The sequence below is a fragment of the Aerococcus christensenii genome, assembly GCF_001543105.1.
In the GTDB taxonomy this organism is placed as follows: domain Bacteria; phylum Bacillota; class Bacilli; order Lactobacillales; family Aerococcaceae; genus Aerococcus; species Aerococcus christensenii.
Map to the genome: position 1 here is coordinate 531,604 of NZ_CP014159.1, position 18,894 is coordinate 550,497.

At 40.5% G+C, this 18,894-nt stretch carries 16 protein-coding genes; 1 reads left to right on the forward strand and 15 read right to left on the reverse strand.

The genetic code is table 11. From position 1 onward, the window contains the following. Complete coding sequence (locus tag AWM71_RS02555) at nucleotides 1-711, reverse strand: response regulator transcription factor (protein WP_060776524.1); 711 nt, start codon at nucleotides 709-711, stop codon at nucleotides 1-3. 132 nt (nucleotides 712-843) lie between these two features. Between AWM71_RS02555 and AWM71_RS02560 the strand changes: the two genes are divergently transcribed. Then, nucleotides 844-1,203: a single-stranded DNA-binding protein gene (locus AWM71_RS02560; protein WP_060776525.1), complete on the forward strand. Its 360-nt coding sequence runs from the start codon at nucleotides 844-846 to the stop codon at nucleotides 1,201-1,203. A gap of 74 nt (nucleotides 1,204-1,277) precedes the next feature. Here AWM71_RS02560 and whiA read toward each other — a convergent pair whose 3' ends face one another. From whiA to uvrA, 14 genes are all read right to left on the reverse strand, one after another. After that, nucleotides 1,278-2,207 carry a DNA-binding protein WhiA gene (whiA, locus tag AWM71_RS02565; RefSeq protein ID WP_060777439.1) on the reverse strand — a complete coding sequence of 310 codons (930 nt, stop codon included), beginning with the start codon at nucleotides 2,205-2,207 and terminating at the stop codon, nucleotides 1,278-1,280. 21 nt (nucleotides 2,208-2,228) lie between these two features. Further along, the gene (locus tag AWM71_RS02570) at nucleotides 2,229-3,227 is read right to left on the reverse strand and encodes a gluconeogenesis factor YvcK family protein (RefSeq protein WP_060776526.1); all 999 of its coding nucleotides are present in this window, start codon (nucleotides 3,225-3,227) and stop codon (nucleotides 2,229-2,231) included. Beyond that, nucleotides 3,224-4,153: an RNase adapter RapZ gene (gene rapZ, locus AWM71_RS02575; RefSeq protein WP_060776527.1), complete on the reverse strand. Its 930-nt coding sequence runs from the start codon at nucleotides 4,151-4,153 to the stop codon at nucleotides 3,224-3,226. Before rapZ ends, AWM71_RS02570 begins: the two co-directional genes overlap by 4 nt. 83 nt (nucleotides 4,154-4,236) lie before the next feature. Beyond that, complete coding sequence (locus AWM71_RS02580; protein ID WP_060776528.1) at nucleotides 4,237-5,958, reverse strand: phospho-sugar mutase; 1,722 nt, start codon at nucleotides 5,956-5,958, stop codon at nucleotides 4,237-4,239. A gap of 121 nt (nucleotides 5,959-6,079) precedes the next feature. Further along, nucleotides 6,080-7,027, reverse strand: a complete 948-nt coding sequence (trxB, locus tag AWM71_RS02585; RefSeq protein ID WP_060776529.1) for a thioredoxin-disulfide reductase — start codon at nucleotides 7,025-7,027, stop codon at nucleotides 6,080-6,082. Beyond that, the gene (gene galU / locus AWM71_RS02590) at nucleotides 7,027-7,914 is read right to left on the reverse strand and encodes a UTP--glucose-1-phosphate uridylyltransferase GalU (RefSeq protein ID WP_060776530.1); all 888 of its coding nucleotides are present in this window, start codon (nucleotides 7,912-7,914) and stop codon (nucleotides 7,027-7,029) included. The genes trxB and galU overlap by 1 nt, the downstream gene beginning before the upstream one ends. Before the next feature lie 12 nt (nucleotides 7,915-7,926). Next, complete coding sequence (locus AWM71_RS02595; protein WP_060776531.1) at nucleotides 7,927-8,973, reverse strand: NAD(P)H-dependent glycerol-3-phosphate dehydrogenase; 1,047 nt, start codon at nucleotides 8,971-8,973, stop codon at nucleotides 7,927-7,929. 17 nt (nucleotides 8,974-8,990) lie between these two features. Beyond that, on the reverse strand, nucleotides 8,991-9,839 hold the full coding sequence (gene lgt, locus AWM71_RS02600; RefSeq protein ID WP_060776532.1) for a prolipoprotein diacylglyceryl transferase: 849 nt from the start codon (nucleotides 9,837-9,839) through the stop codon (nucleotides 8,991-8,993). Then, nucleotides 9,829-10,785 (reverse strand): HPr(Ser) kinase/phosphatase, encoded by a 957-nt coding sequence (gene hprK / locus AWM71_RS02605; RefSeq protein ID WP_060776533.1) that lies wholly within the window; start codon nucleotides 10,783-10,785, stop codon nucleotides 9,829-9,831. Before hprK ends, lgt begins: the two co-directional genes overlap by 11 nt. 75 nt (nucleotides 10,786-10,860) lie before the next feature. Continuing rightward, nucleotides 10,861-11,229, reverse strand: coding sequence for a phage holin family protein (locus tag AWM71_RS02610; RefSeq protein WP_060776534.1), 369 nt, complete (start codon nucleotides 11,227-11,229; stop codon nucleotides 10,861-10,863). Next, nucleotides 11,226-11,555 (reverse strand): PspC domain-containing protein, encoded by a 330-nt coding sequence (locus tag AWM71_RS02615; RefSeq protein ID WP_060776535.1) that lies wholly within the window; start codon nucleotides 11,553-11,555, stop codon nucleotides 11,226-11,228. Before AWM71_RS02615 ends, AWM71_RS02610 begins: the two co-directional genes overlap by 4 nt. A gap of 99 nt (nucleotides 11,556-11,654) precedes the next feature. Next, nucleotides 11,655-14,714: an AAA family ATPase gene (locus AWM71_RS02620; RefSeq protein WP_060776536.1), complete on the reverse strand. Its 3,060-nt coding sequence runs from the start codon at nucleotides 14,712-14,714 to the stop codon at nucleotides 11,655-11,657. Further along, nucleotides 14,705-15,868: an exonuclease SbcCD subunit D gene (locus AWM71_RS02625; protein ID WP_060777440.1), complete on the reverse strand. Its 1,164-nt coding sequence runs from the start codon at nucleotides 15,866-15,868 to the stop codon at nucleotides 14,705-14,707. The genes AWM71_RS02620 and AWM71_RS02625 overlap by 10 nt, the downstream gene beginning before the upstream one ends. A 46-nt stretch (nucleotides 15,869-15,914) precedes the next feature. Then, on the reverse strand, nucleotides 15,915-18,758 hold the full coding sequence (uvrA, locus tag AWM71_RS02630; protein ID WP_060776537.1) for an excinuclease ABC subunit UvrA: 2,844 nt from the start codon (nucleotides 18,756-18,758) through the stop codon (nucleotides 15,915-15,917). Nucleotides 18,759-18,894: the final 136 nt, after the last annotated feature.

Consider the following 18,894-nt stretch of genomic DNA (forward strand, 5'->3'; position numbering starts at 1 on the left):
CTATTCCTCCGTTTCTTCATACTTGTAGCCGATACCCCAAACAGTCCGAATAACAGATGACCCCCGTTTTTCTAATTTTTGTCGTAATTTTTTTATGTGGGCATCCACCGTTCGTTCATCTCCATAAAAGGGGTCTTCCCAGAGTTGCTTGAGTAAATTTTCTCGAGTAAATACTTGTTTGGGATAGTGAGCAAAAAGTGCCAGCAAGTCGAATTCTTTCGGTGTCAAATTATTGATCGCCTGTCCATTAAATATTACCTCTCTTGTCGTCAAATTCATCTTTAACAACTTCGTCTCAATTAATTGATCTGCCAAAAGACTAGAAGGCGCTCCTGTCGTTTGCACCCTTCTTCTTTCCACCGCTTTTAATTTAGCCACTAAAGCCAACGGACTGAAAGGCTTAGTGATATAATCATCCGCTCCTAACCCTAAACCTAATACTTCATCGCTCTCACTGTCTCGTGCTGTCAACATGAGGATATACACCTTCTTGTTAGTGGAGCGAATCTCTCGGCAAATAGATACACCATCTTTAGACGGTAAATTCAAATCCAAAATAAGAAGATCTATTCTATCTTCATGAGATTTAAAAAAATCATAACCTTCTTGCCCATCGTTGACATAATCAACTTGCCAATTCTTTTCCTGTTCCAGAAACATGGACAACATTTCTGCCACATTTTCATTGTCTTCAATCATTAAAATTCTCATTCTCTCGCCTTCTTTCCCGTTTTATTCTCTTGTTATTATAGCGATAATGCGCACTAAAACCTAAGGAGGAGATTTAAAAAATAATCGTCCCTTTTATCGGACATATTCAATAACCCAATAAAAGGAGGTGAAATGATGAATCAAGTGCAACTGATCGGAAGGTTAGCTCGCGAAGTCACACTGACTGTTACAGAAAATCACAATAAAGTTTTCAAAAATGTCTTGGCTATCTCCAGATATGGTACCAACCAAGAAACTGATTTTATTCCTATTACTGCATGGAATGTTACCGCAAGTCTCTTTGAACAATATCTTCATAAAGGGGATGAAGTAGGAATTGTAGGATCCTTACGAAGTCATTCTTACCTCAATAAAAATCAACAAAAAGTTTCTTACACCGATGTTCTTGTTCAAGAAGTCTTTTTCTTAAAGAAAAAGCAAGCCGACAAACAACCCGTTCAAGAAGTCAACGTTGAAATTACTAAAGCTTAACTTTCCTAAAACTTTTCCTTCAAAAAAGGTCAGTTGCTCTTCACTGACCTTTTTCGTACTTTCCAGTCAAAGGCTTACTCCTCTTTTAAAGCTTCCGCAATTTGATTGAGTCTTCTTAAGCGATGGTTTACCCCAGATTTTGAAACCGGACCACTAGGAATTAATTCCCCTAATTCTTTAATCGTGGCTGAAGGATTTTCCAAACGTACTTGAGCCATTTCCTGTAATTTCTCCGGCAATTTTGCTAATCCTACACTATTTTGAATCCGCTGAATATTTCGGATCTGTCGGGTAGCTGCATCGATCGTTTTATTCATATTAGCATTCTCACAATTTACCATCCGATTTACCGTATTACGCATATCTCGCGTCACTCGAACATTTTCAAATCGTAAGATGGCTTGCGTTGTCCCAATCAAAGCCAAAAAGTCTGAAATTTTTTCAGCCTCTTTTAAATATACAATGTAGCCATGCCGCCGATCAGTTAAGCGCGCATTGAGCTTGTAACTATTCATTAATTTCTTGAGTTGCTTGGCTTGTTCTTGATCTTCACTATAGATTTCCAAATGATAACTCGAAGTTTCTGGATTATTAACAGACCCTCTCGCCAAAAAAGCACCTCTTAAGTAGGCGCGAATCGCTTCTTCACTTGAAATAATTCCTTGAGGAGCAATTTGCCAAAGGCTATCTTCTCCCATAATCCCTAATTCTTCTAGTAAACGTTCCACATGCGTCTTTACCCGCACAATATAAACATTATTCTTCTTTAGCTTCATTTTTTTTCGAACAATCACTTCACCATAACACTTAAAAAAATCTCTTAAAAGCGTATAGATCCTTTGAGCAATAGCGGCATTTTCGGTTTGGGCATTAATCGATAATTCTCTAGAAATAATTTGTAAACTCCCATTCATATGGATTAAGGCCGACAATTCTGCACGCGCCTCTTCCTTGTTCACAGTAAGTTGGGTTAATTCTTTTTTTACACTCGCTGCAAAAGAAATCATCTGCCTCTCCTTCCCTTTTTATAAATGACGATAAATTCTCATAATGGCAGCCACTAACTTATTTTGATCATGATAAATTCCATTTTTCCTCAAATCGAGAAAGTCTTCCGCTATAATCTGGGCAGAACTCTCTTTCAAACCTTGACGGTCATGTCTCACCTGAACCAAATAATCTAAAACTTCATTATGCTCAATATAATCATACGGAACAGTGAGGGAATTAATCAAGGCAACATCGATATATTTTCCACCTAAATGTTGATTAATTACCCGCAAATGATCTGCATCTGAAAAATGCTCCGTTTCTCCTAATTGCGTCATAATATTGCAAACATACGCCACCTTAGCTGGCGTAGTTTGAAGAGCTTGACGAATTTCCGGAATCACTAAATTGGGTAAAATCGACGTATACAAGGATCCAGGCCCCAATACCACAATATCCGCTGACTGAATAGCTTGAACAACACCTCGGCCTGCCTTCACTTCAGTCCGTTGAGAAATAGCTTCAGTTGCTACACGCACATCTACCCGTTCAATGGGGCGCTGATCGGCCACAATAGTAGTTTCTCCTTCTACACAGGAACCGTCTGCATAATAAGCTTGTAAAATCAAAGGATCTTCGCAAGCTGGTAAAACACGTCCATTCACCTTTAAAGCTCCACTAATTAATTTTAAGGCACTGTACACGTCTCCCCGCATCTCTGTTAAAGCAGCAATCACTAAATTACCAATCGCGTGCCCGGAGAATTCCTTATCTTTTGAATCGAAGCGATACTGAAAGACTTCCTTATAAATATTATCCACATTAGATAACGCCACTAAACAATTTCTTATATCCCCTGGAGGAATCGTATTTAAGGACGTCCTCAGCTTTCCACTGGACCCTCCATCATCGGCCACAGTGACTACTGCTGTTAAATCACAGTGAGCCTCTTTCAATCCCGAAAGCAAAATAGGTAAGCCAGTTCCTCCTCCAATAACTGTAATTTTAGGTGCATGATACGTACTTTTCCTCATGAATGATTCACCGTTCCTTGTCTCTTGTCCTTATCCCGATGTGAGAGATGCACACGATAATGCGTTTGAGTAGAAATATGATGCGCAATGCGACGAGCAAGCGACACCGAGCGATGTTGCCCTCCTGTACAGCCAATAGCAATCGTTAAGCTTGCCTTCCCCTCATCTTCATAGAGAGGGAGAGTAAAATCAATCATTTCTATGAATTTTTGATAGAACTCTTGGGTTTCTTTTTGTTTCATGACATAATCATACACTCTCTGATCTTCTCCCGTTAAAGGGCGAAGATCATCGATGTAGTGAGGATTAGGTAAAAATCTAACATCCATTACAATATCCGCATCAATCGGTAATCCATACTTAAAGCCAAAAGACATCACTTCTACGCTCAAAGTCTTTTGATTATTATGCGAAAATTCACGGATTAAAGTTTCTCTCAATTCTTTAGGTTTTAAGCTGGTCGTATCAATCGTAAGGTTCGAAAGCGTGCGAACAGGAAGAAGGCTTTCTCGTTCCTTACAGATGCCGGCTAATATGGTGCCGCCTTCTTGCTGAAGCGGATGATTTCTTCGAGTTTCTTTGTAGCGAGCGACTAAGTTCTCATCTCTTGCATCCAAATACACTACCCGCAAATCTACATTAGGATTCTTATAGAGGAGGGTCACCGCATGAACAAATTCATCGAAAAATTCCCGAGATCTAAGATCAATGACTAGACATACCCGCGAGATATCCTGAGATTTCTTGATGAGTTCACTCAAAGTCGGTAATAAAGAAGGTGGCAAATTATCTACACAAAAATAGCCCATATCTTCAAAACTTTGCAAAGCTACGGTTTTTCCTGCGCCACTCATTCCCGTAATGATCACCATCTGTATGGGTTGGATATCTGGCACTTTTTGATTACTTTGTTTTTCTTCTGTCATCCTTCTTCAGCTCCTTTTCCTAAATCCAAAGATAAGTAAAAAGTTGCCTCCTCTCTAGGAAACAACTTTTACTGGTTATATCCTTATTTTGATAATTCTTTCATTACTTGCGCATATCGGCTGACTTTTTCTTCTCCTTCTTCTTTAGAATCTGCCCTGGCGCCAATATAAAACTTGATTTTCGGTTCTGTCCCACTAGGACGTACAGCAATCCATGAGCCTTCTTCCAAATAATACTTCAAAACATTTGATCGAGACATCTCAAATGTTTCTACCTTACCCTCTGCATAACGTTTTTCTCCTGTGAGGAAGTCTTCTGTCCAAACCACTTTCGTATTTGCAATAGAAGATAAGTTCTCTTCACGTAAACCAGACATGATTTTTTCAATCTTTTCAGCCCCTGCTTGTCCTTCTAATTTCACTGGAATGGTCTTTTCTAAGAAATAACCATATTCCTTATACAAGTCCATCAAACCATCATAGACTGTCTTGCCTTGAGCCTTATAGTAAGCCCCAACTTCTGCAAATAAGAGAGCAGCTTGAACCGCATCTTTATCCCGGGAAAATGGTTTGATGAGATAACCATAACTCTCTTCAAATCCAAACAAGAAAGTATGCTCACCCGTTTCTTCATATTGATGAATCTTTTCAGCAATAAACTTAAAACCTGTTAAGGTGTTGACCGTTTCAATATTGAAAGACTTGGCAATGATAGCTGGAAGTTCACTAGAAACAATGGACTTAACAATAACGCCGTTAGCCGGGAGATGGCCTTCTTGCTTTTTAGCAGTCAAGATATAGTGAGTTAAGAGAGCACCAATTTGATTTCCAGTAATAATTTGGTAAGAACCATCTGGCATTAAAGCGGCAGCTCCCATCCGATCCGCATCTGGATCTGTTGCAATTAATAAGTCTGCGTGATGCTTTTTCCCGTAACGCACAGAATAAGTGAAGGCTTCTGGATATTCAGGATTGGGTTCATCCAAAGTGGAGAAATCTGCATTAGGCTCTTTTTGTTCCTCAACATAGATAATATTTTCAAATCCTGCTCTCTCAAGCATCTGTTCCATTAATAATTGACCCGTCCCTTGAAGAGGTGTATACACAATAGTTACCTTATCTTTCATATCATCAATGATAGCAGGATTAATAATGACTTCTTTTAATTCTGAAAGGTAAGCTTGGTCCACATCGTTTCCGATAACTTGATAGAGACCTTTTGCTTTCATATCCTCTAAGTCAGCAACCTCAATCTTTAACATATCGACATCTTTAACATAATTGACTAAAGCGTCTGCATCCTCTGGAGGCATTTGACCCCCATCTTGGCCGTATACTTTATAACCGTTGTAGTGTTTATTGTTATGACTCGCAGTCACCATAATGCCTGTAAAAGTATGTAAATGGCGAATAGTGAAGGATAATTCTGGAGTTGGACGAACACCTTCAAAAATATAGCACTTAATGCCATATTTTCCTAAGACTCTAGCCGCTTCGTTGGCGAATTCTAAAGAACGATGGCGTCCGTCATAAGCAATGGCTACCCCACGATCAATCGCTTCTTGCCCATAGTGCTTCATCACTTGAGCCAAACCTTCCGAAGCTCTTCTCACCGTATAAATATTCAACCGATTAATCCCAGGACCAAGTAACCCCCGCATCCCGGCTGTTCCAAAATTAATGTCTTTATAAAAAGCTTCTCGAATAGCTTCTTCATCGTTTTCCATTGCCGTAAGTTCTTGACGAACCGATGCGTCTAATTCATCAAAATTCTTCCATTTTTCATATATTTCTTTCCAAGACATGATAACACTCCTTTAAGTTTATCTAGTATCATTGTATCAAAGTTCAGTGTTTGTGAGTAATTGATTATTATAAAAAGGCAAATTAGAAAAATTAATGGAAAAAGACTATTCTATATCGTTTTTAGTTTTGCTCAGTGTTGTTCAAAGTTTCTACATACTGATAGACTTCTTGCCCGACAATTCCACCATCTCCGACAGCTGTTGAAATTTGACGAAGCTTTTTAGAACGAACATCTCCACAAGCAAAAATTCCCAGAACAGAGGTATGCATATCTTCATCTGTGAGAACCCATCCTTGGTCATCGGTGATGCCAAGATTTCGGAACCCTTCTGTATTCGGCAATACGCCTACATAAATGAATACACCGCCAGCAGGAAGATCCTGTTCTTCTCCTGTTTGGGTGTTTTTCACACAAACACTCGTTACTTTTTTGCCGTCTCCCTTGATCTCTGTAACGACAGCATTCCAAGTAAAGGTCATCTTCTCATTGGAAAAAGCACGGTCTTGTAAAATTTTTTGTGCCCGCAATTGGTCACGACGATGAATAATATTTACACTCTCTCCAAATTGAGTGAGATACAGTCCTTCATCTACTGCAGAGTCTCCTCCCCCCACCACTTGAATAGGTAAGCCCTTAAAGAAGGCACCGTCACATACTGCACAGTAGCTGACGCCTCGCCCTGTATACTCTTCTTCTCCAGGAACATCTAGGGTTCTATGTACAGATCCTGTTGCAATAACCACTGCCTTAGCTTGATAGGTACCGTTATCACACACCACCGTGTGATAAGGATTTCCCGGTTGGATAGATTGAACAAGCCCATAAATATAATCCGCACCAAACTGCATAGCTCCTTCATAAAATTTATTCGCTAAATCTGGTCCAGATACGCTCTTAAAGCCCGGATAATTTTCTACATTAGCTGTATTAATCAATTCTCCCCCAGGTACCCCTCGTTCTAATATCGCTACAGAAAGGTTGGCGCGCGACGTGTATAGGGCGGCTGTTAATCCAGCAGGTCCTGCTCCAATGATGATGACATCATACTTTTTTACTTCTTCAGTCACTAATCTTCCTCCTCAAGCAAGCTTTCTTCCAAACTTAAAAGGTATTTCTTTAAATCTTCCTGAACATCCGGATGTTTCAAGCCATAGGAAATAACCGTCTTCATATACTCTAACTTGTTGCCTACATCATAACGTCTTCCTTTGAACTCTAAAGCAAATACGCGCTGGGTTTTATTTAGGCGGTCAATGGCATCCGTCAACTGAATTTCATTACCCGCTCCAGGCTCTTGAGATTCCAATAAGGTGAAAATCTCCGGTGTTAATAAATATCTTCCGATAATAGCTAAGTCGCTTGGCGCATCTTCTGGAGAAGGTTTTTCCACAAATTGACGTACGTTATAAATGCCTGGTTTATATTCCGCTTCAGGATCGATGATTCCATATTTGGAAGTTTCTTCATGAGGGACACGCATGACAGCAATGTTAGAAGCAGAGGTTTCCTCATAAGCATTCATTAATTGTTTGGTCAGAGGGACCTCATCTTCCATCAAGTCATCCCCCAACATCACGATAAAGGGTTCATCCCCAACAAAGGCCTTAGCTTGCAAAACGGCATCTCCCAACCCTCTCGGATAAGATTGACGCTTGAAGAAAAGGTTTAAGCCAGTCGTTGATTGTACTTTTTCAAGGAGGGCATCTTCTCCCTTTTCATGTAAGTTCGCCTCTAATTCGATATTCGAATCAAAATGATCCTCGATCGGCCGTTTGGATTTCCCTGTAATAATTAAAATATCCTCAATTCCAGAAGCCAAAGCTTCTTCTACAATAAATTGAATCGTTGGTTTATCTACAATAGGAAGTATTTCTTTTGCCATAGCTTTCGTCACAGGTAAAAACCGCGTCCCTAATCCCGCTGCTGGAATAATCGCTTTTCTTACTTTTTTCATGATATCTCCTCATTACTTCTTTTGATCCTGAAAAGTGGATTCATTTTTCCCGGATCTTCCCATTAATTCTAGAATTGTTTCTCGTAAATTGCGTCCTTGGTAAACCACCTGATAGGTCGCCTCTGTGATTGGCATTTCAATACCTTGACTTTTGGCTAATTCATAGGCAGACTTCGTGGTATGGATGCCTTCCACCACCATCCCCATATGATCCAAAATTTCCTGAGTGGTTTTGCCTTGCCCAAGTTGGTAACCCGCTTGCCAATTCCTCGAATACTGACTCGTACAGGTCACAATAAGATCTCCTAATCCGCTCAATCCCGAGAAGGTCAAAGGATCCGCTCCCATAGAAACACCTAGTCGAGTCATTTCTGCCAGTCCTCTTGTCATTAGAGCTGCTTTCGCATTATCCCCAAAACCTAAGCCCATAAGTGCTCCACTACATAAAGCAATGATATTTTTCAAAGCACCGCCTAATTCCACACCAATCACATCGGCATTCGTATAGACTCTTAAATAAGTATTCATAAAGAGAGATTGAATGTGAGCAGCTGCTTCAAGATCCGAAGAAGCCGCCGTTATTGCCGTTAGATCTTTTTTAGCGACTTCTTCTGCATGGCTTGGACCAGAAAATACCACAGGTCCCCGATACTTCACTGACAAAAGCTCTTCTTTAAAAATTTGACTAATCCGTAGATGAGTCCCTAGTTCAATTCCCTTGGCTGCATGAAAGAGAACAGGCTGCTCCCCAGCTTGATTTTTCTTCAAAAAATAAGGGCAGCATTTCTTTAAAACCTCTCTCATGGCATTCGTAGGGACTACAAATCCAACCATTTCTCCAAAAGCGATAGCTTTCTCTAAATCGCTCGTCACTTGCAATTTTTCATTTAACAAAAGATTGGGAAGGTAGTGAGCATTTCGATGGGTTGTTTGAATCTCATTCACTTGCTCCTTGCGATACGTCCAAAGCATCACTTGGTGGCCATTCTCTACCAAAAGATTGGCTAGAGCAGTGCCCCAGGATCCTGCCCCTAGGATAGTAATTCGTGATTGTTGCATTCTAAAACTTATCCTTTCTATGACTTTCTTACTTTTTTAAAAGGCCCATGAAATTGAGAATAGTAAGGTGCTTTTTCCTGATGATATCTTCGATAAAGGAAAAGGCTTCCCCCCACTATAAACAAGATCAGAGACAACATTTGAGAGACTCTGAAAGGACCTAAATATAAGGAATCTGTTCGCAACCCTTCAATAAAGAATCGCCCAAAAGCGTACCAGATAACATATAAAAGCGCAGTATCTCCTAAACGTAAAAAGTTTTTCTTTCGACGTAAGAAAAGAAGTAAACCTACTCCCAGAAGATTCCAAACCGATTCATAGAGGAAAGTAGGATGATAATAGCTTCCATTTATTAACATTCTGTCCACAATAAATGAAGGTAAATGCAAGACTTCCCGTAAAAAACTTTCTGAAGCAAGTCCTCCATGTGCTTCCCTATTCACAAAATTTCCCCAACGCCCAATCGCCTGAGCCAACAAGAGATAAGGTGCTGCTACATCCGCTAAAAAACGCACAGAGAACCCCCACCTTCTTGCATACACATAGGCCGTTATTACAGCAGCAATAATGCCTCCGTAAATGGCTATTCCTCCATTCCAAATGGCAATAATTTGGCCCAGATGCTGACTGTAGTACTCCCATTCAAAAAGGACATAATAAATTCTAGCTCCTACAAAACCTAAAGGGATCGCCCACATCAATAAATCCATGACACGATCACTATCAAAGCCTTTTCTCTCCACTTCCCTAAGCGCTAATTCTACACTCAGTAACATCGCGCAAGCAATAATAATAGCGTACCATCGTACAGGAAGTCCTAAGAGGTGAAAAGCTACTGGATTAATTTGAATCATATTATTTTCCATGTTGTCCCTCTCGCCTATCTTCTGTTGAATTTTTAGCAATTAAATTTTTTAAACGTTCTTCAAATTCTTTGCCGGAATTATAGCCCATACGGTTGGCCCGAAGATTCATAGCGGCCACCTCTACAATATTAGAGAAATTCCTCCCGGTTCGTATAGGAACTGTAATGCGTGGGACTTTTACGCCAAGAACAGACACCATTTCTGGCTCACTTCCTAGGCGTTCATAATCTTCGCCATCTTTCCAAAATACCATATTGACAATTAAATTTAATTGTTGATTTTGTCGAACCGCCCCTGCTCCAAACAAGGTCATTACGTTAATAATCCCCAGGCCACGAATTTCAATCATATTTTGTAAAATAGGAGGTGCCTCTCCGATTAAGGTATATTCATCACGTTTATGGAGTTCAATCCGATCATCCGCTACCAAGCGGTGTCCGTTTTTAATTAATTCTAGGGCGGTTTCAGACTTTCCAATCCCACTTTCTCCGACAATCATAATGCCTAAACCATAGACATCAACAAGCACGCCATGCTTCGAAATACGTGGAGCTAACCGTTCTTGAAGAAAAGTCGTGATGTTAGAAAAGAGTTGCGTGGTCACTGCCCGTCCCTTAAGGACAGGAATATGATTCTCTCTAGCTGCTTGAAGGACCTCATATTCAGGCTTTAACCCTCGAGAGAAAATGAAAACAGGAGTATCTACTCTCGCCATCCTTCTCATCACCAATAACCGCCCATCGCTAGTCATTTTCGATAAATAAGAATGCTCACTGCGTCCAAACAATTGCACCCGTTCGGAAGGATAATAATTAAAATAGCCAGATAATTCTAATCCTGGACGAGAAATATCACTCGTTGTTATTTCTCGCTCTAAATATTCTTCACCAGAAATCACTTCCAAAGAAAGTTCTTCTTTTAATTCTCTGACTGTGACCACTTCCATACCGCTTCCTCCTTTTTGTGCATTTCTCGTTTATTTTACCATAGCTCTTAAAAATTTAAATCTCCCTTTTTCCACTTACCGATCTTCCCAATCCTTGGGAGGAAAAAGACGAAAGAATAGCATTTGAACTAAGCCATACACGGCTGCTAAAAGGCTGCCATAAAAGATACTATTGACCATAAAATATCTTTCGCCCATAAGAATAGCTGCCAAATAAAAAATAAAACCATTCAAAATAATCTTAAAGAACCCTAGTGTCACGAATGTTAAGGGAAAAGCAAAAAATTTTAAAACAGGATAAACTAACTTATACAAAACTGCAATAACAACCGCTAAAACAAAGGCAGTTTCCAGATTAGCTAGATACACCTGAGGCCATAAGAATTGACACATCTTGTACAGAGTAAAAGCTTCAATCATTAATCGAATCAGCCGGTACATCATGATTCTTCATCCTCCACTTTTTGGGCCTTCCGAATTCCTTTACGATTAAGGTCTCGATACATAGGCTCTTCTGATTCCCTTTTCTTTTTTTGATATTCTTGATCTTGGTAACGCCCCTTGACCTCTTGTACGCTTTCTCTAGGAATCAGTACCGCTAGGAGAGTATACAAAGCGCCTATGATTAAAGCATGCCGAGAGAATAACAGGCTTACTATTATAAAACCTCTTAACCAAATCGATGGAAAGCCAAAATATTGAGCAATCCCTCCACAAACTCCTTCTAATACAGAATCTGTTAACGAACGTCTTAACTGTTTTTTAGGCATATTATTCCTCCTTTTCCTGCTTACCTTTCTCATAAGATTACTCTTATTTTATCATATGTCCTTTAGAAGGGGAGAGTGTCCCCCTTTCTTTAGGGAATTTTATGAGTCTAATCCTACCCAACGGCAGCAACTTCCCTGAGGCGTCATTTGGACTTGTAATTGGACAGGAAGTTCTTGCTTCAACTCTTCTCGATGAGAAATAAGTCCAATTAAGCGTCCACTCTGCTGATGCAAATCAACCAAGGTATCCATGGCTTTTTGTAAATTTTCTTGATCCAAAGTTCCAAAACCTTCATCAATAAAAAGCATACCAACTTCTACTACCCCTGCCTGTTCTTGAATGATATCACTCAATCCCAAAGCGAGAGATAGAGCCGCTTGAAAACTTTCTCCGCCTGAAAGGGAATGAACACTGCGCTCACTCGCGCTGTATGCATCATAAACGTTCAAATTTAATCCCTTCGCCTGATTGCCTCCAATCTTTTCATCTGCTCGACGAAACAGATATTGCCCACTCGTCATCCGATAAAAATGGCGATTCGCCCTTTCAAGAATTCGATCAAAATACACGCCTAAAAAATAACGTTCAAAAGAAATTCTTTGACTTTGATTTAATTCCCCATTGGCTACTTCACTAAGCGTTTTTAATTGTCCATAAGCTTTCTCCTGACCATGGTAAGTGGCTTGCAAGTGATGAAATTGTTTAAGGGCTTCCTCCAATCGAATAATAAAATGTTCCGCTTGATCCACTTGTCCTTTTAGTTGGCTCACTTTTTTTCGATCTTGTCCTAATTCTTCTTGATAAGTAGCTAAAGTGCCTTGAACATGATAGTCTTGAAGAGATTTTTGATTTATCTTTTGACGTTGCTCTAATTCATAGACTTGATGCGAATAGGCAGACAAGCTCCTTTCTACCGCTGCCCAATCTTCCGTCAGTTCATGTAAAGCTTTCACTTCTTCTTCCTGGAGTTTGACCTTCTTTAAACCTTTTGAAATATCCTGAGCGAAAGAAAGTTGGGTATCTCGATTGAACGATAAAGCTTGATCCAAATAATCTTTCTGTGCCTTTAAAACGACTTCTTCTTTTGCTAACGTATGATCCTTATTTTGTAAGGCTTCCTTTTTATCCAAATAAAGTTTTTTCTGGGTTTGAACTTGGAGCAATTTGTCCTGTAAGGATTGTCTTCCTTCACCCGATAGCTTCTTCTTTAGAGTCATTAAATGCGCATACTTTCTGTCTTTTTCTTCTCGTCTTGCTTGACTTTGCCCTTGCAAACGCTCATAGCGCTGTTGGCAGGTCTTCGCTTCTTCTTGAAGTCTTTGATAAGCCGCTTCTAACTTCTTGCGTTCTTGAACGCCTTTCTGTGCTTGCTGAATTTTTTCTTCTATATTCTCTACAGCCTTCCACGCTTGCTCTTGGTCTTTCTTTATTTCTTCTTCGCTTTTAGAAAAACTTTTACTCTCTACTCTTCCTTTCAAGCGTTGAAGGACTTCTGCTTGTTCTTGATAAGCTACTTGCGCTTCTTTCATTCGCCTTTCTGCTTGATCTACATTCTCCGCTCTCACTGTTTCTTCTACTAATTGAGCAGGACGTGGATGCGTCCGGCTACCACATACCTGACAAGGTTCGCCCTCTGTCAAGTCTTCCGCCATGATTCCCGCTAAATTCCGCTGGTAAATCTGCTTCAATCGGACATACTTCTGCGCTTCCTGCTTAAAATTAACTTCTTTTTGTTGAAAAAGTTCCAAACTTTTTTGATATTTTTTTTGATCCGTAATTGCTTCGTAATAAGCCTGTAATTCTTCATCTAAGGTCTGACAAGTAGATCGGGCTTCTTGCAGAGAGAGAGGCAAAGTGCGAGACAGCTGCTCTTGTTCTTCTAACTGTTGAAGTGATTGGTCCCAGTTTTTCATTTGCTGCTGATAAACAGCCAAAGTTTCTTGAAGCTTTGTTGCTTCTTCTTCATCTCCTTGAAGTAACTGATCTAACTTTCCTACTTCTAAAGATTCATCATGGTAAGCTTCCCATTGACGCAAGTCTTCTTGCCATCTTTTTTCTTCTTGTTCTAATTGAGGCAAACTCTCTAACCGGTCACCCCACGCCTGCTTATCCTTCCTTTGCTCAGCCTGGGCGACCTCATGTCTTTCTTGACGTTGCTTCCACTTTTGAAGATCAGCTTGTAAGCCTTCCTCTTCCTTTTCAACCCTCTCCTTCTCCCTCAAACGTTGGTAAAGCGCTTGAGTATTTTGATAGATTTGATAGCGCCTGTTTTCTTCTTGGTACCACTCCTTCTTCTCATCTAAAGTAAGTGAATCTGACTGAATTTTGGCCGCTTCCTCCAAAATTTGAAGGCATTTTTCTTTATAGTTACAAGTTTGGAGAAGGTCATCTAAAGTTGCTTGAAGTTTCTCTTTCTTTTCTTGCTCTTGGCCAAGAGAAGTGGTTGCTTGATCAAATAAAGTTTCCAGATTTTCCCCAACTTTTCCCTGAGAAGAACTTTCCTGCAGAATCGTTTTCAAATGATCACTAACCAAAGTCATTTGTTTTTGTAAAGCGGTTAAGTCTTGTTTAATACTGTTATAATCTTCTTTCAGATTACCTTGAAAGACGTTGAGTTTTTCTGTATGAAAGATCTTTCTAAAAAGAGCTTCTTTCTCTCGACTCGAAGCTTCCAGCAACGTTTTAAATTCTCCTTGGGGTAATAAAACGATCTGGGTAAATTGATCCTTACTCAACCCCAGAATCTTCTCTATCTTTTGATTGAGCTCTTTATTTTTTCCTTTGATAAGCTGCCCATCACACATCACTTCAATGATTTCACTTGGATACTTTTTACTGCGCCCCTTTACCGCAGATGGCCCCTGCTGGCTAGGCTGCCGGTAGATTTCATATTGATGAGTGCCTTGCATAAAAGTTACCCGAACATAAGCCAAGTCCTGATCTGTGGCATAACGAGATTTCAATTCCCGCACTTCACGCGAACTTCCACTAGCGACCCCATACAGACCGTAAATTAAGGCATCGAAAATCGTCGTCTTTCCCGCTCCGGTGTCTCCACTAATCATAAATAAGCCATAACTGCTCACCCGATCAAATCGAAGGATAGTCTTTTGACGATAAGATCCAAAAGCATTCAATTCTAAACTGGCTAGTCGCATGACTCTCCCTCACTCTCTTCGGCTTCTTCCCAAGCTTTTTTGACATATTCCCATTGTTTTACGGTGATCTCTTGCCCGAGGACCTCTTGATAAAAGCTATCAAAAGTTTCTAAAGGCGTTTTCATCACCTTTTCCACTTGTAAATATCGAGTCACTTCCTGCAACTTTTCCTCTTGATAGAGAGAAGGATATTCTAAACTCATCACATGAGGATAATTTTCCCGTAATCGATTCATTCCCTCATGAATCGGATGGGCATCTTCCAACTCAAAATACACATAGTCTTCACTCTTATGCCTCATGGCTTCCTCAAAAGTTGTTGCATAGACTCTTAAATCATGTATCGGTTGAATCGGACATTTCTTGACATTGATAGCTGTTTTGGTCAAATCAATTTCCAAATAATGCTTATGGTGATTAGCTTCTGACTTCGAATACTTCAGAGGAGAGCCACTGTATCTCACCCGATCTGATTTCACTTTCTGTCCGCCATGAAGATGACCTAAAGCGACGTAATCAAAACCTTCAAAAACCTCTAAAGGGACATACTCTGTCATTCCAATACTCAACGGACGTTCAGAATCCGAATAGATGAGGCCGCCTCTTTCATCTTCTAAAGAATCAGCAGTCACATAGCCGTGATAAACGACAATGTTCAATCGATCAGGGTTCCACACCGAGCGAATCGCTTCCACTTGTTTCTGAGCAGCCTTTTGTAGACTCGTAATCGAAGAATCTTTATAGATTTCACGAATAAATCCATGTTCAGAAAAAGGCAACAAATAAATATCTGCTTCTCCTATCTGCACACACTCGGGTTGTTTTTGGGGCAAGCCTGCCAGATACACGCCCGCTTTTTGATAGGCAGCTTTTCCATAAGCGATCCTTTCCCCTGCATCATGGTTACCACTCATGACACACACTGGCATGGATAATTCATTCATCATTCTCTCCAGCAATTGATCAGCGGCTCTAACCGTCTCACGATTAGGCAAAGAGCGATCATAAAAATCCCCCGCAATGATAACCACATCCGCAGAGCTCGTCTTCCATTCATCAATTAGTCGATTAAAAACAATTATTTGATCAGCTAACATTGACCGTTCATTGACAATCTTTCCTAAATGCCAATCTGAACTATGAATGATTTTCATCAACATTCCCTCTTCCTAAAAAAGGGGGCAAAATCCCCTTTTTTCTCTACGCTTTCTTCTTATGAGAAGATGAAGTGAGTAAAGGTTTCAAATACTGACCGGTATAAGAAGCAGCTACTTGACTGACTTCCTCTGGTGTCCCTTGAACAAGTAAGCTGCCGCCTTTTTCGCCACCTTCTGGGCCTAAATCTACAACATAATCTGCCGATTTGATCACATCCAAATTATGTTCAATCACCAAAACCGTGTTTCCTTCTTCTACCAAGCGCTGTAAAACTGCTAGCAATCGTTTAATATCATGGACATGGAGACCTGTCGTCGGTTCATCCAAAATATACAAGGTCCGTCCGGTCGCTACACGTTGTAATTCACTCGCCAATTTCATTCTTTGAGCTTCTCCCCCAGACAAAGTAGGCGCAGGTTGTCCCAAGGTGACATAGCCTAGCCCCACATCGACAATCGCTTGCAATTTGCGTTGAATTCTAGGGATTGCTTTAAAGAATTCCAAAGCTTCTTCAATTTTTAAATCCAATACTTCCGCAATATTCTTTTCCTTATAGCGGACTTCCAAAGTTTCTGCATTATACCGCGTCCCTTTGCAGACTTCACAAGGGACAAAGATATCCGGCAAGAAATTCATCTCAACCTTTACAATTCCATCTCCCTTGCAAGCTTCACATCGGCCCCCCTTCGTATTAAAACTAAAGCGACCTTTTTGATAGCCACGCAATTTGGCTTCATTGGTTTGAGCAAACAAATCTCGAATGTCGTCAAAAACGCTCGTATAAGTTGCTGGATTAGATCTTGGTGTTCGGCCGATAGGACTCTGATCGATAGCGATCACTTTATCTAAATCCTCAAAGCCTTCAATGGACTGGACTTTCCCTGGGAAAACTTGCGCATGATTCAATTCTCTTAGTAGGTACTTTTTAATAATTTCATTGACTAAGGTCGATTTTCCTGAACCGGATACCCCACTAATGACATTGAAACATCCCAAAGGAAAGTCAACATCTATTCCCTTAAGGTTGTTTTCTTGAGCTTTTCGAACATGTAACCAGCCTTTATCATGAGGGCGTCTACTTGTAGGAACTTCTATTTGGAGCTTGCCGCTGAGGTATTGTCCCGTTAAAGATTCGGAAGACTTAGCCACTTCTTCCGGTGTTCCAGAAGCAACCACTTCTCCTCCGTGTTCTCCCGCGCCTGGCCCCATATCAATTAAATAATCACTCGCCCGCATGGTCTCCTCGTCATGTTCCACCACAATCAAAGTGTTGCCTAAGTCTCTCATCCGTTTCAAAGACTTAATTAAGCGATCATTATCCCTTTGATGCAAACCAATAGAGGGTTCATCTAAGACATACATAATTCCTGATAAATTAGATCCAATCTGCGTAGCTAATCGAATTCTTTGAGCCTCTCCTCCTGAGAGAGTGCCTGCTGAACGATCCAAAGTCAAGTAATCCAAGCCTACTTCTTCCAAGAAATGCAACCGGGCTTGCAACTCTTCTAAAATAGGATGGGCAATGTGTTCATCTTGCTTAGTTAAATGTAAAGTCGTTAAGAATTGAATCACTTGTCCAATCGATAAGGCAGTAACTTCAGAGATATCTTTTCCTTCTACTTTTACCGATAAAGCCCTTGCATTTAATCTCTTTCCCTGACAAGACACACAAGGGAGTTCTGCCATATACCGTCCCATCACTTCCCGCATCCGATGGCTGACGGTCTGTTGATATCGGCGAGCGACATTTGTCATCACCCCTTCGAAAGGCATATTCTTATCAGTCACCTTGCCAAAATCATTCGCATATTGGAAATGAAATACCTGATCATCCTCTGACCCATATAACAACAGTTGCTGCTGGCCTTCTGTTAATTTTTCAAAAGGCTGATCCTTTGGAATATGAAAAGCCTCACAGGCTTGCTGCAACATCGCCGGATAAAATCCGCTCGATTTAGAATTCCAAGGAACTAAAGCTCCCTCCTCTAAAGTCTTTGAAGGATCTGGGACAACCGCGGCTTTATTCACCTTCATTTTTGAACCAATGCCATCACATTCTGGACATCTCCCAAACGGCGCATTAAATGAAAACAAACGCGGCTCTATTTTTCCAACTGTAAATCCACATAAAGGACAAGCATAGTGTTCAGAAAAAAGGATCTCTTCTCCCTCAATCACATCTACTAAGGCATAGCCTTCTGTTAGTCGAAGCGCCGTTTCTAAAGAATCAGCGAGTCGGGCGCGAATCCCTTCTTTGAGCACAATACGATCTACCACCACATCAATATTATGTTTTTGTGCCTTATTTAAGGGAGGCAAATCTCCTATATCACATAATTCACCATCAATTCGAACTCTCACATAGCCTAATTGTTGGATTTTTTCTAAAAGGCGCTTATGTTGGCCTTTCTTTCCGTACACAACAGGTGCTAAAATCTGAAGTCGACTACGTTCAGGTAAAGCCAATACTCTCTCTAACATCTGATCCAAAGATTGACTTTCAATGGGCCGATGATCTGTTGGGCATACTGGATGACCTACACGGGCGTAAAGCAACCGTAAATAATCGTTAACTTCTGTAATCGTTCCAACCGTCGAACGCGGATTGCGATTCGTCGTCTTCTGATCAATCGAAATTGCTGGACTCAATCCTTCAATACTATCCACATCCGCTCGTTTGACATTTCCTAAAAATTGGCGTGCAAAAGCAGATAAACTTTCCACATAGCGTCTCTGCCCCTCAGCATATAAGGTATCAAAAGCCAGAGAACTTTTCCCTGAACCAGATAAACCCGTAATCACTACAAATTGATTTCTAGGAATAGTCACATCAATTCCCTTCAAATTATGTGACCGTGCTCCCCGCACGACAATCTCTTCTTTCAAAACTGTCCCTCCTTACTAACAGACGTTCATCAAACAAACGTTCTTAGGGGTATTCTACCATAATTCCCCCTTCTCCTAAACGAAAAGCTTCTCTCCTCTTAAATTCAAAAAACAGATCTCCCTAACAAAAGAAAGA